This is a genomic window from Kluyvera sp. STS39-E, from assembly GCF_040932435.1.
Classification (GTDB): domain Bacteria; phylum Pseudomonadota; class Gammaproteobacteria; order Enterobacterales; family Enterobacteriaceae; genus Kluyvera.
The window spans coordinates 507,888-520,900 of the sequence record NZ_JBFQGA010000002.1 but is presented as its reverse complement, the minus strand read 5'-3'; the positions used below and the strand labels follow the sequence as shown (position 1 = coordinate 520,900).

Annotated in this window: 11 protein-coding genes; 8 read left to right on the top strand and 3 right to left on the bottom strand. The window is 50.4% G+C overall.

The window, feature by feature from the left end; genetic code table 11:
* Nucleotides 1-98 precede the first annotated feature (98 nt).
* Together AB4K05_RS06010 and AB4K05_RS06005 are read left to right on the top strand one after the other, a co-directional pair.
* The gene (locus tag AB4K05_RS06010; protein WP_368479069.1) at nucleotides 99-2,951 is read left to right on the top strand and encodes an autotransporter outer membrane beta-barrel domain-containing protein; all 2,853 of its coding nucleotides are present in this window, start codon (nucleotides 99-101) and stop codon (nucleotides 2,949-2,951) included.
* A 91-nt stretch (nucleotides 2,952-3,042) separates the two neighbouring features.
* Nucleotides 3,043-3,669, top strand: coding sequence for a helix-turn-helix domain-containing protein (locus tag AB4K05_RS06005; RefSeq protein ID WP_368479068.1), 627 nt, complete (start codon nucleotides 3,043-3,045; stop codon nucleotides 3,667-3,669).
* Here AB4K05_RS06005 and ampH read toward each other — a convergent pair.
* On the bottom strand, nucleotides 3,666-4,823 hold the full coding sequence (gene ampH / locus AB4K05_RS06000) for a D-alanyl-D-alanine-carboxypeptidase/endopeptidase AmpH (protein WP_368479067.1): 1,158 nt from the start codon (nucleotides 4,821-4,823) through the stop codon (nucleotides 3,666-3,668). The genes AB4K05_RS06005 and ampH overlap by 4 nt on opposite strands.
* Before the next feature lie 336 nt (nucleotides 4,824-5,159).
* Here ampH and sbmA point away from each other — a divergent pair, with 336 nt between their 5' ends.
* Both sbmA and AB4K05_RS05990 read left to right on the top strand, forming a co-directional pair.
* Entirely contained in the window at nucleotides 5,160-6,383 is a 1,224-nt protein-coding gene (gene sbmA / locus AB4K05_RS05995; protein WP_368479066.1) for a peptide antibiotic transporter SbmA, read from the top strand.
* A gap of 33 nt (nucleotides 6,384-6,416) precedes the next feature.
* Nucleotides 6,417-7,523, top strand: coding sequence for a DUF1615 domain-containing protein (locus AB4K05_RS05990; RefSeq protein WP_368479065.1), 1,107 nt, complete (start codon nucleotides 6,417-6,419; stop codon nucleotides 7,521-7,523).
* On the opposite strand, the gene AB4K05_RS05985 is transcribed toward AB4K05_RS05990, so the two are convergent.
* Complete coding sequence (locus AB4K05_RS05985) at nucleotides 7,520-7,822, bottom strand: DUF2755 family protein (RefSeq protein WP_368479064.1); 303 nt, start codon at nucleotides 7,820-7,822, stop codon at nucleotides 7,520-7,522. The two genes, AB4K05_RS05990 and AB4K05_RS05985, sit on opposite strands and share 4 nt — an antisense overlap.
* 253 nt (nucleotides 7,823-8,075) lie before the next feature.
* Here AB4K05_RS05985 and AB4K05_RS05980 point away from each other — a divergent pair, with 253 nt between their 5' ends.
* Nucleotides 8,076-8,270 carry a DUF2754 family protein gene (locus AB4K05_RS05980; RefSeq protein WP_185667204.1) on the top strand — a complete coding sequence of 65 codons (195 nt, stop codon included), beginning with the start codon at nucleotides 8,076-8,078 and terminating at the stop codon, nucleotides 8,268-8,270.
* A gap of 52 nt (nucleotides 8,271-8,322) precedes the next feature.
* Here the strand turns inward: AB4K05_RS05980 and ddlA are convergent, their stop codons facing one another.
* On the bottom strand, nucleotides 8,323-9,423 hold the full coding sequence (ddlA, locus tag AB4K05_RS05975) for a D-alanine--D-alanine ligase (protein WP_368479063.1): 1,101 nt from the start codon (nucleotides 9,421-9,423) through the stop codon (nucleotides 8,323-8,325).
* 272 nt (nucleotides 9,424-9,695) lie between these two features.
* Here ddlA and AB4K05_RS05970 point away from each other — a divergent pair, with 272 nt between their 5' ends.
* The 3 genes from AB4K05_RS05970 (at nucleotide 9,696) to phoA (ending at nucleotide 12,957) form a co-directional block, all read left to right on the top strand.
* Nucleotides 9,696-10,895: a multidrug efflux MFS transporter gene (locus AB4K05_RS05970; protein WP_368479062.1), complete on the top strand. Its 1,200-nt coding sequence runs from the start codon at nucleotides 9,696-9,698 to the stop codon at nucleotides 10,893-10,895.
* 292 nt (nucleotides 10,896-11,187) lie between these two features.
* Nucleotides 11,188-11,448: a sigma-S stabilization anti-adapter protein IraP gene (locus tag AB4K05_RS05965; RefSeq protein WP_368479061.1), complete on the top strand. Its 261-nt coding sequence runs from the start codon at nucleotides 11,188-11,190 to the stop codon at nucleotides 11,446-11,448.
* Nucleotides 11,449-11,547: 99 nt separating this feature from the next.
* Nucleotides 11,548-12,957, top strand: a complete 1,410-nt coding sequence (gene phoA, locus AB4K05_RS05960) for an alkaline phosphatase (RefSeq protein WP_368479060.1) — start codon at nucleotides 11,548-11,550, stop codon at nucleotides 12,955-12,957.
* Nucleotides 12,958-13,013: the final 56 nt, after the last annotated feature.

The window sequence follows — 13,013 nt, the reverse complement described above, 5'->3', positions numbered from 1 at the left end:
CAGGTGCGTTGCATAATTCTTTTGGCACAGAGTTAATGTTTTTATTGCATTGTTAATTGATGGAACAACAGCTATACGTCCCCGAGGAGGGATGACAAATGCACTCTTGGAAAAAGAAACTTGTAGTATCACAACTAGCATTGGCCTGCACTTTGGCACTCGCTTCTCAGGCAAATGCGACGACTTACGACACCTTTGGCTATCATGATGATGCGTCCACCGCGTTCAGTTGGAACAATTGGACAGATCCAGACCATACTGACTATATCTCTTATTATGGTTATATCTATGACAATGCGGCTGACGGTAATTATGACAATAACTTCAACGGCGACGTTGTAAACGGCGTTCTTTCCACTTATTACCTGAATAATGACTACGCGGACAGCATCGATAATTCGCTGACCGTTCAGAATTCAACCATCCACGGTATGATTACCTCTATGCGACCTTATGCATATACCGATGCTGATGGCAATCATTATACGTGGAACAACGGAACTGATGTCGATTATAAATGGCATGATGGTGATGTATTCACTCTTAATATCGCTAACTCTACTATTGATGACGATTACGAATATTTCTACTTTTCTGATAATTATCTAAATTCTGATAGTAAAGCAGCATCTGAAGATTACCGTACAGCCGCTTTTGCCGCCCAAGGCGTTGCGGTTAATTTGGATGTTGAAAGTAATATTAATATTAGTGGTAAGTCTCATGTCGCGGGTATTGCTCTGTATCAGGGCGACACCAGCAATGGTGATTACACCGCTGAATCTCATACTTGGGACAACAACATTGTTGTGACAGATTCCACCGTAACTTCCGGCTCTTATACGCCGCTGGAAGATGATGGATTCTACGGTAACTCTAAAGAGCCAAGTGATTATGCCGGTAACGGTAGTGCGAACGATGTTGCGCTTTCCTTCAACGACAGTGCCGCTTCCAACTACGCAATGAAAAACAACGTAGCGTTCAGCAACTCAACGCTGAGCGGTGATGTTGTGTTCGCAAGCACGTGGAATGCGAACTTTGATCCAATTGGTCATGCTTCTTTAAGCGGCGGGGTTGTTGATACTAACGGCGGCTGGATTGACGATGGACTGAACGTTGACGAGCTGAATATTACCCTAGATAACGGTAGCAAGTGGACCGGTGCGGCTGTCTTTGGCTACGATGCAATCGGCCCTGCCAGTATGTATGACGTAGCGGTTAATAGCCTCGAGCCAGATTCGACTTACGATAAATGGGGCAACGTTGTTGACGACCAGACTTTCCAGAGCGGCGTATTCAACGTTGCGCTGAATAATGGTTCTCAGTGGAACACCGTCAATGACTCGAATATCGATACGTTGACCGTGAATAACGGCTCTCAGGTCGATGTGGCCAACGGTTCTTCTCTGCTGTCTGACTCCATCACTCTGACTAACGGTTCAGCCATGAACCTGAGCTCCGGTGGACAGGTAGCGACCGATCATCTGACCGTTGATAGCTACAGTACCGTGGATCTGAACAACGAAACCACCTACCTGTATGCGAATACCATCACCGTGTCTAACGGCGGTGAATTCAGTATCGGTGCGGGTGCTTATGAAGCTAACGCATTTGGCACTGATACCATGGAGCTTACCAAGGGCGGCGTATTCAACATCAAGAGCAGCGACTATGTGTTAGATGCGGACTTGGTGAACGGCCATACCAACACCGTCAATAAGTCTGATGCAACCTACGGTTACGGTGTGATTGCGATGAACGCTGATGGTCACCTGACCGTCAATGGCAATGGCAATACCACTAACGCCGATCAGGAGTTCAGCGTTGATGACAACAACGATGGCGTAGCTGCTGCAACTGGTAACTACAAAGTCCGTATCAACAACGCGACTGGCGCTGGCGATATCAATGACTACAAAGGTAAAGAACTTATCTATGTCAACGATGCGAACAGCGATGCGACCTTCAGTGCTGCCAACCGTGCTGACTTGGGTGCATACACCTATCAGGCCGAACAAAAAGGTAACACCGTTGTTCTGCAACAGATGGAGTTGACCGACTACGCCAACATGGCGCTGAGCATCCCATCTGCGAACACCAATATTTGGAACCTGCAGCAAGATACCCTGAACACCCGTCTGAACACCGCTCGTCACGGCTTTGACGATAACGGCGGCGCATGGGTGAGCTACTTTGGCGGTAGCTTCAATGGCGATAACGACACGATCAGCTACGATCAAGACGTTAACGGTATTATGGTCGGTCTCGATTCCAAAATTGATGGTAACAACGCGAAATGGATCGTCGGTGCTGCAGCGGCCTTTGCAAAAGGTGATATGAGCGACCGTACCGGTCAGGTTGATCAGGATAGCCAGTCTGCTTACGTTTATTCCTCTGCGCGCTTTGCCAACAATGTCTTCTTCGACAGCAACTTGAGCTACACGCGCTTCAACAACGATCTGTCAGCAAGCATGAGCGACGGTAGATATGTTGATGGCAACACGACTGCCGATGCATGGGGTTTTGGTCTGAAACTGGGCTATGATTGGAAAGTCAATAATGCCGGTTATGTTACACCGTACGGCAGCATTTCTGGCCTGTTCCAATCTGGCGATAACTATCGCCTGAGCAACGATATGAAAGTTGGCTCTCAGGATTATGACAGCCTGCGTTATGAATTGGGCTTTGATGCTGGTTACACCTTCAACTACGGTGACCAAGCTATGACGCCTTACTTCAAACTGGCTTACGTCTATGACGATTCCAACAATGATTCCGAACTCAATGGCGATAGCATTGATAACGGTGTTGAAGGGTCTGCTGTACGTGTAGGTGTAGGCAGCCAGTTCAGCTTCACCAAGAACTTCAGCGCTTACACCGGTGTGAACTACCTCGGTGGCGGCGATGTTGATCAAGATTGGGCGGCTAACGCTGGTGTGAAATACACCTGGTAATCACTCTGGATATAGGGAGGGATTCCTCCCTATGTTGTTTATTTCTCAATGCTCGTCATCATGACGAGCATTTTTTGCATGGATTGCATAAATGCCTCATTTGAGTAAACCGCTCAGCGAGTTTTTTACTCTTGATAAAAAACTATCCCAACAAGGAACGCGGTTTAGTCTGTTAGCCGGTGAAACGTTCCATATTCCTTACTGTGCACTTAATAATGCCACGATTATTTTTCAGCAGGGCTCAGTCACGCTTTACCGTAAAAATAGCCCCATTATGTACGGTATCGTGCAAAGCCCGGTGATTTTCGGCCTTGCAGCGGCAGTGAATAAAATTAATAACGAATACGTGTTGATTGCAGAAACTGACTGCATGGGGTATTTCCTACCAGCAAGAGAAACGTTGGTCTATATCGAACGCTATCAACTCTGGCGGGAGGCATTCTATTGGATGACCTGGCAGACCCGAATACTGGAGCAGCGTGACAATCAGTTGATTGGCACCAACCACTATCACCAAATTCGCGCAACGCTATTAATGATGATGTCTTGGGATAGTGACTTTCGGATGCGTATTGGTGTGTTGAATTATATTCAGCAAAGAACCAATATTTCACGCTCGGTCATTGCTGAAATTCTGTCCGCATTACGAAAAGGCGACTACATAAAGATGGAAAAAGGCAAACTCGTTGGCATCACGCGTTTGCCTAATGATTATTAGGAGGCTGGAATAACGGCGGCTTTATTGCCGCTGAGTTCCGTCACGAGATCGTTAATCCCGTCGCTCATGTTGACGAAGCGTGTGAGCGGTGAGCGGGTGATCACCACAAATGCGCCAACATTAGATTGTGGGATCATTGCCATATAGGTAATAAAGCCACCACCACCACCGGTTTTTTGAATAATTCCCGGGCGGCCATTTTTCGGCGCCATATACACCCAACCTAAACCTAGAGCATCCGCGCGGCCAGGGACATCCATACCGATAACGCGAGTCAGTTGGCTGCGCTTGTAGACCAGCGTTTGCATCCGGTCAGCTTGGGTGCTGCGATGGTAGAAGTCAGAAGAGAGATACTGCTGCATCCAGCGCATCATATCGCCGGGCGTGGAGTACACACCGCCGCTGCCCATCGCGGCCAGCGTATTATTACATGGGCTCGCGCCTTTCTCGGCTACCATCAAACGGCCACACTGATCCGGAGACGGTGTGAACGTGGTGTCTTTCATCCCCAACGGGCGGGCGATTTGTTCTTCAAACAGCTGTGGGTAGGGTTTGCCAGCAGCATTGCCCAACGCGTCTGCAAGCAGGTCGAACGCTAGGTTGGAGTAACTGGCCTGTGAACCTGGAGCGGCATGCAGCTTAGCTGTTGCCAGATAGCTCCAGCGCTGTGACTGCGTCGGCCAGACGAATACAGGACGATGCGCCGCACCGCCTGGCTGCTCGCGCGGCAGGGCGCTGGTATGGGTCGCCAGATTCACCAGTGTAATCGGTGTGCCGTTGTAAGACGGTACGCTCGAACCTGCCGGCGCATACTTACTCAGCGGATCGTTAAGCTTCACTACGCCCTGATCGAGCAATTTAACCAACATTTCACTGGTCATCAATTTGCTGAGTGAGGCGATACGGATAACCGAATCGAGCTGCGGGTGAACATTGTTGCCGGGACGGGTCTCGCCGAAGCTGCGGAAAACCCGCTGGTTACCATCGATGACCACAAGGGCCATGCCGGTTGCGCCGCTGCCGTAATAGATGTGGTTGGCATAGCGGTCAGCGATATCGGACGCAAACGCAGGGGTGGTAATAGGCTGTGCAGCCTGCACCGAGGTCAATGACGCCACGCAGAGCGCGGCAGAAAAAAGCAGACTACGTTTCAACGGAGGCATCCATGAATTGAAATGGGGAAGTAACGCGTATTTATACTAAAAATACAACGAATCGGCACCTAGTGCTGCGCCATTAAACGCTATGATAGCGAGAAAAACGTAACCGGGCGTAAATACGGGAATTATTCATCAGCCTGATGACACGCTTTTGTGATCCAGCGCGTATGATAGATACGGTGGCAGCAAAGCGAACTCTGCCATTTTTTCTCGGTCTCATTATCCAGAAACATTGCCTAATACCTCTTTACGGTAAAAATTCACCGTAGCGGTATTCTGTTGTCACAGCATAAAGCAAAACCATAAGAAGTTAGTTAGCAGGAGAGCACTATGTTTAAGTCTTTTTTCCCAAAGCCGGGGCCATTTTTTCTCTCGGTGTTTATTTGGGCGCTTGTCGCTGTCGTTTTCTGGCAGGCTGGAGGTGGAAGCTGGCTGTTGCGGGTCACCGGGGCAAGTCAGAATATTCCCATCAGTGCCGCCCGTTTTTGGTCGCTGAACTATCTGGTTTTTTATGCTTATTACTTGATATGCGTCGCGCTGTTTGCCGGGTATTGGTTTGTTCGCAGCCCGCATCGCTGGCAATACTGGTCAATTCTGGGCACCGCCCTTATCATCTTCGTGACCTGGTTTATGGTGGAAGTGGGCGTGGCGATTAACGCCTGGTATGCCCCGTTCTACGATCTGATCCAGACCGCACTCTCCTCGCCAAACAAAGTCTCGATAAATCAGTTCTATCAGGAAATCGGTATTTTCCTCGGCATTGCATTGATTGCCGTTGTCATTGGCGTGCTGAATAATTTCTTCGTCAGTCACTATGTCTTCCGCTGGCGTACGGCAATGAACGAACACTACACCGCAAACTGGCAGCATCTGCGCCATATCGAAGGTGCCGCACAGCGTGTGCAGGAAGACACCATGCGCTTTGCTTCCACTCTTGAAGATATGGGCACCAGCTTCATCAACGCCATCATGACCCTGATTGCCTTCTTGCCTGTACTGGTCACGCTCTCGGCACACGTGCCGAATCTGCCTATTATCGGGCATGTTCCATACGGTCTGGTGATTGCTGCTATCGTCTGGTCGCTGATGGGGACCGGGATGCTGGCGGTGGTGGGGATTAAACTACCTGGACTAAACTTCAAAAATCAACGCGTTGAAGCCGCTTATCGTAAAGAACTAGTTTATGGCGAAGACGACGCGAACCGCGCCACACCGCCGACGCTGCGTGAACTCTTCAGCGCGGTGCGCCAGAACTATTTCCGTCTGTACTTCCATTACATGTACTTCAATATTGCCCGTATTTTGTACCTGCAGGTGGATAACGTTTTCGGCTTGTTCCTGCTGTTCCCATCGATTGTTGCCGGTACTATTACGCTTGGTCTGATGACGCAAATAACCAACGTTTTCGGTCAGGTGCGCGGTTCATTCCAGTACTTAATTAGCTCCTGGACGACGCTGGTGGAACTGATGTCCATCTACAAACGTCTACGCAGTTTCGAGCGTGAACTGGATAATAAAGATCTGCAAGATGAGGTCGTGCAGCCGCAGAGCTAAGCGACAGGCATACATTTTCTATAAGGACACTTCATGGCGATTGCCGTAAGCCGTTACCGTGCTTTACCCCTAACATTGTTGGCTGGCGCATTGCTCAGCGCCTGTACCAGCCAACAGGCCCCGCAGATGAAAGCGGGGGAGAAGCCGGTGGATGTGGCAAGCGTGGTTCGGCAAAAGATGTCCGCCAGCGTGAAGGACAGGGATGCTTGGGCGCAATCGCTGGCGAAAACGTTTGAAAGCCAGAAGCTGGCGCCGACTGAGGACAATATCTGTTCGGTGCTGGCGGTGGCGCAGCAGGAGTCGAACTATCAGGCCGACCCGGCAGTACCGGGTTTAAATAAAATTGCCTGGCAAGAGATAGACCGTCGCGCCGAGAAGATGCACATCCCCGTTTTTTTGGTTCATACCGCGTTGAAAATCAATTCACCAAACGGCAAAAGCTACAGCGAGCGTTTGGATAGCGTGAAAACGGAGAAGCAGCTGAGTGCGATTTTTGATGACTTTATCGGCATGGTGCCGATGGGCCAGAAGCTGTTTGGTTCTCTTAATCCGGTACATACCGGTGGCCCGATGCAGGTCAGTATTGCCTTTGCCGAGCAGCATCAAAATAACTATCCGTGGAAAATGGACGGCACTGTGCGCCAAGAAGTGTTCACATTGCGTGGTGGGTTGTGGTTTGGTACGTATCATCTGCTGAACTATCCGGCCAACTATACTGCGCCGATTTATCGCTTCGCCGACTTTAACGCCGGCTGGTACGCCAGTCGCAACGCCGCGTTCCAATATGCGGTGAGCAAAGCGACCGGCGTGAAGCTGGCCTTGGATGGTGATGTTGTGCTCTACGGAAGTGATGAACCGGGCAGCACTGAACTGGCGGTCAGGAAGCTGGCGAACAAACTTTCGCTTAGCAACACTGAGATCCATAACCAGTTGCGCCAAGGCGACAGCCAGTCGTTTGAAACCACGGCGGTATATAAAGGGATTTATCAGATTGCTGAGCAGAAGGCGGGTAAACCGCTGGCCAAAGAGATGCTGCCAGGGATTATGTTAGAAAGCCCGAAAATCACCCGCAAACTCACCACGGCGTGGTTTGCTAAGCGGGTTGATGAACGCAGGGCTAAGTGTATGGCTATCAATTAATCATGGTGGCGCAGGCGGCGCACCAGCAATCCCACGCCAAGGATCGCGCAGCCTGCAACCACAGGGACGATACCAAATAGCGTACTCACGCCTAAGCCAATTTCAACACGCGGGCGACCGCTGTCCTGCATTTGCATTAAATGTTCATAAATCCCCGGTACATGTGCGACCAGAGATAACAACTGTGCACCTACCGAAAAGCACAGCAGGACGAAAAGTGCGTAAGCGAGGTTGCCAGAGGTGGAGGGTGCCCCCTTTTTCCCGCTGAATATGCGTTTTGAGAAAGTGAAATCTGTCATTGATACCCCCAGATGACGTTAATGCCGACGATTTCGTACTACACAGCGAGTGTGGCAGCAGAAGGGGATTGTCAATATCGGATTTATGGTAAATTTTGAGCAGGAATAATCCTAGTTTTACGCGTCTAATGGTCCAATCTGCACGCTAATCTGCAATCAACCCTGCGCTATCTAAGGCTTTTCTAATTGTTGTGCGCCCCACAGACGCCGTCGATGGTTTATGGCATCATCTTTTTTTTCTCCTGGAGTCGCTATGAACCTGCCTGCAAAAATTCGCCGCGATTGGCACTATTACGCGTTCGCGATTGGTCTGATTTTTATTCTTAATGGGATTGTCGGTCTGCTTGGGTTTGAAGCCAAAGGCTGGCAAACCTATGCGGTGGGGATGGTGACTTGGGTCATCAGCTTCTGGCTGGCGGGGTTTATTATTCGTCGTCGGGAAGAGTAAAACTTTGCACGATGTGCCCGGCGTCGTTATGTGACGCCGGGCCAAGGCAAACTTAATCGTTCATTGATGTTTTCAGCGCTTTATCAGCCTGATGGCGCTCCAGCGCCAGCTCAATCAGCCGGGTAATCAGCGAGGTATAATCCAGACCGCTGGCCTGCCACAGTTTTGGATACATGCTGATGTTGGTAAAACCAGGCAGCGTATTGATTTCATTAATCACGACTTCGTTATCGGCGGTTAGGAACACATCAACGCGCGCCATGCCGCTGCAGCCTAATGCCTGGTAAGCATCAATGGCGACTTGGCGGATCTTGTCGTTCACGTCGGCGGCAATCGCCGCAGGCACAACCACTTTTGCCCCATTGTTATCGATGTATTTGGTGTCGTAGGCGTAAAATTCGCTGTTCAGCACGATTTCGCCACAGGTGCTGGCCTGCGGGAAGTCATTGCCCAACACCGCACATTCAATTTCACGGCCTTTAATCCCTTGTTCTACCACGACTTTATGGTCAAATTCGAAGGCCAGGGCTACCGCTTTCTGGTATTGCGCGGCATCGTTCACTTTGCTGACGCCAACGGAAGAACCCTGATTGGCCGGTTTGACGAACAGCGGTACGCCGAGCTTGGCTTTGATCTCATCAAAGGTGAAGTTGTCGCGGTTGCGGCGTGTAAGGGTAACAAACGGCGCTATAGCAAGCCCGGCGTCACGCAGCAGGCGCTTGGTCACGTCTTTATCCATACAGGCGGCGGAGCCTAATACGTCAGAGCCGACGAACGGCAGATTCGCCATGCGCAGCATCCCCTGCAGGGAACCATCTTCACCAAGCGTGCCGTGGACAATCGGGAAAATAACGTCAATGGCGTCTAGCGGTTTGCCGCTTGCGGCATCGATCATCTGGTGGTCTTCTTTACCTGGAATGTGAGCCAATGTCGTATCTGAAGGACGCAAGGCGATATGAGCAGGGTCCTCGGCGTTTAACAGATAGTTCTGTGCATCGCTAATATGCCATTGCCCCTGCTTATCGATACCTAACAGCACCACGTCGAAGCGCGTTTTATCAATGGCTTCTACGATATTTTTCGCCGACTGTAAGGAGACTTCGTGCTCCGCTGATTTACCACCAAAAACAATGCCCACCCGCAACTTCGCCATCTCTCATTCCATCCGTTCTAAAACGCAAAACACATAACATACCACGGGCACTGTAGGGCATCTGCCTTTTCCATCCCGTAAGGCGCGAATAATCCATACAGTGTAAGTATAACTCACTGTGATACAGGTATTTTGTCGTGATATCTGTCACATAAATGGCTTAAGTGGACAATAAAATCCTGAAATAATCGATTAAGCATCTCTGACAATACTGCGCGAAGGGCAACTTGCTAACCTGTGTACTTGTCTTCGCAAACTGAATACGTGTATTGATGGAATCCTGGAAGGTTAACCTTATTTCCGTTTGGCTTGGCTGCTTCTTTACCGGCCTAGCGATTAGCCAAATTTTGCCGTTTTTACCGCTGTATGTCGCACAGTTGGGGGTGACGTCACATGAGTCGCTTTCCATGTGGTCCGGGCTAACCTTCAGCGTGACCTTCCTCGTGTCAGCCATTGTCTCACCGATGTGGGGCAGCCTTGCCGATCGTAAGGGCCGCAAGTTGATGCTGCTGCGCGCGTCACTTGGGATGGCGATTGCCATTTTGCTCCAGGCTTTTGCCACCAACGTCTGGCAGTTGTTTATTCTGCGCGCCGTGATGGGGTTAACGTCGGGTTATATTCCCAATGCGATGGCGCTGGTGGCTTCACAGGTGCCGCGTGAACGCAGCGGTTGGGCACTCAGCACGCTTTCCACGGCGCAAATTACCGGGGTAATTGGTGGGCCGCTGCTGGGCGGTTTTCTCGCCGACCACGTGGGTCTACGAATGGTCTTTTATATCACCGCGTTCCTGCTGCTGGTGAGCTTCTTAGTGACCCTCTTTTTGATCAAAGAAGGGCCTCGCCCGCAGTTCAATAAAGGCGAGAAATTAAGCGGAAAGGCGGTTTTTGCCTCGCTGCCGTACCCGGGGCTGGTGATAAGCCTGTTTGCCACCACGATGGTTATTCAGCTTTGTAATGGTTCCATCAGCCCGATTCTGGCGCTGTTTATTAAATCGATGTCCCCGGATAGCGGTAATATCGCGTTTCTAAGCGGCATGATAGCGGCCGTCCCAGGCGTATCGGCGCTCATTTCAGCACCGCGGTTGGGCAAACTGGGCGATCGTATTGGCACCGAGCGTATTTTATTAGCCACGTTGATTTTTGCCGTGGTGCTCTTTTTTGCCATGTCATTTGTCACCACGCCGCTACAGCTCGGCATTCTGCGCTTTATTCTCGGTTTTGCCGACGGCGCAATGCTGCCTGCGGTACAGACGCTGCTATTGAAATATATTAGCGAGCGCGTCACCGGACGCATTTTTGGCTATAACCAGTCATTTATGTACCTAGGGAATGTCGTAGGGCCGTTAATTGGCGCGTCGGTCTCGGCAATGGCTGGATTCCGTTGGGTCTTTATTGTCACCGCGGTGATTGTCTTGATTAATCTATGGCAATTAGCACTGATGCTGCGTCGGACCCAGCCGGTACGCCAGTAATATCCTCACCGTGAGGGAATAAACGCAGGCGCATTTTATTCCCTCATTGCCGGCATTATTATCCATAAGAAAAAGCTATATTATGTGAGCAAAACGTTTCGCTGGCTTTTCTTGCGATAATTCCATGATATCCATAAGGATTATATTTTTACCTGTTTCTCTTGCAGAATTGTCTGGATGTTGCAATTCTATTCTTCGTCGCTACAGGGGAATAGAACCGTATGTTTTAACGGTTTATTTATTTTTCAGGACCTATGTCCTGCCCATCACCGTCATAAAAGGAAAATGCGCGATGAAAAATTTCATTGCAGAACTGCTGGTGAAGCTGGCTGAAAAGGAAGATGAAGCCAACGCGTTACGCGTTCAGGTCGATGCGCTGGAAGTGGTGGTTACCACGCTTTTACAGCATATGCAGCAGGGCCATTCTTCGTCGCTAGATAGTGCAATAACGGCAACTTTGAATAAGCTGCAATCCTCAGAACAGATTGCCAGTGATAATAGCGAGTTATTATATAATCATGTGAAACGGTTATTTCTATCCCCCAAAATTTAGTAGGTATTACGTTTTGGGGCGCTGTCATTAAACTGTCACGCTCTTTTCTTACAGTCTCCGTGTTTCATCTTTTAAGTATTTGTACATGGAGAAATTAACGTGAAATACAGTGCAATCTTTGCCGCATTATTACCTCTGTTATGTTTACCTGCCGCATATGCAGATACTTCAACCACCGTTCTCGATAACCGTGCCGCGCAAGGGGATATCACCCAGCCGGGCGGTGCTCGCCGTTTATCTGCCGATCAAACGGATGCCATTCGCGCCTCGTTAAATAATAAAAAAGCAAAAAACGTAATTTTGCTGATTGGCGATGGGATGGGGGATTCGGAAATTACCGCCGCACGTAACTACGCCGAAGGCGCGGGCGGTTATTTCAAAGGCATTGATGCGCTGCCCCTGACCGGACAGTACACGCACTATGCGCTGAATAAAAAAACCGGCAAGCCTGACTATGTTACCGATTCAGCGGCATCGGCAACGGCCTGGAGCACCGGGGTGAAAACCTATAACGGCGCACTGGGCGTCGATATTCATGAAAAAGATCACCAAACTATTCTTGAACTGGCAAAATCCGCAGGGCTTGCCACCGGCAATGTCTCAACTGCCGAACTGCAGGACGCGACGCCAGCGGCTCTTATCTCCCACGTCACCTCACGTAAATGCTACGGCCCGAGTGTGACCGCCGAAAAATGTCCGACCAACGCCTTGGACAAAGGCGGCAAAGGTTCGATCACCGAACAGTTGCTCAATGCACGTGCTGACGTGACGCTGGGCGGTGGGGCTAAAACGTTTGCTGAAACCGCGACCGCCGGCGAATGGCAGGGCAAAACTCTGCGTGAGCAGGCGCAGGTGCGCGGCTATCAACTGGTAAGTGATGCGACGTCGCTTGCATCGATTACCCAGGCAAATCAGGATAAGCCGCTGCTGGGTCTGTTCTCTGATGGCAATATGCCAGTGCGCTGGGAAGGGCCGAAAGCCACTTATCACGGCAATATTGATAAAGAGGCCGTCACCTGTACGCCAAATCCAAAGCGTGATTCCAGTGTGCCGACGCTTGCGCAAATGACCGATAAAGCCATTTCGCTTTTGAGCAGCAATGAGAAGGGCTTCTTCCTGCAGGTGGAAGGGGCGTCTATTGATAAACAGGACCACGCGGCAAACCCATGCGGCCAGATTGGTGAGACGGTCGACCTCGATGAAGCCGTTCAAAAAGCGCTAGAGTTTGCTAAAAAAGATGGCAATACCTTGGTTATCGTCACTGCCGACCACGCGCACTCAAGCCAGATTATCCCGCCTGATACCAAGGCTCCAGGCCTGACACAGGCGCTGAACACCAAAGATGGTGCGGTGATGGCGATGAGCTATGGCAACTCGGAAGAAGAGTCTATGGAACACACCGGCACCCAGTTGCGCATTGCGGCCTATGGTCCGCACGCGGCGAACGTGGCGGGGTTGACTGACCAGACCGATCTTTACTACACCATGAAAGCGGCTCTCGGGCTGTAATCATCTGCCACCCGGCGGCAATTTTTTGCCGCCGGGCTGGTAAATTCCCTGCCAGC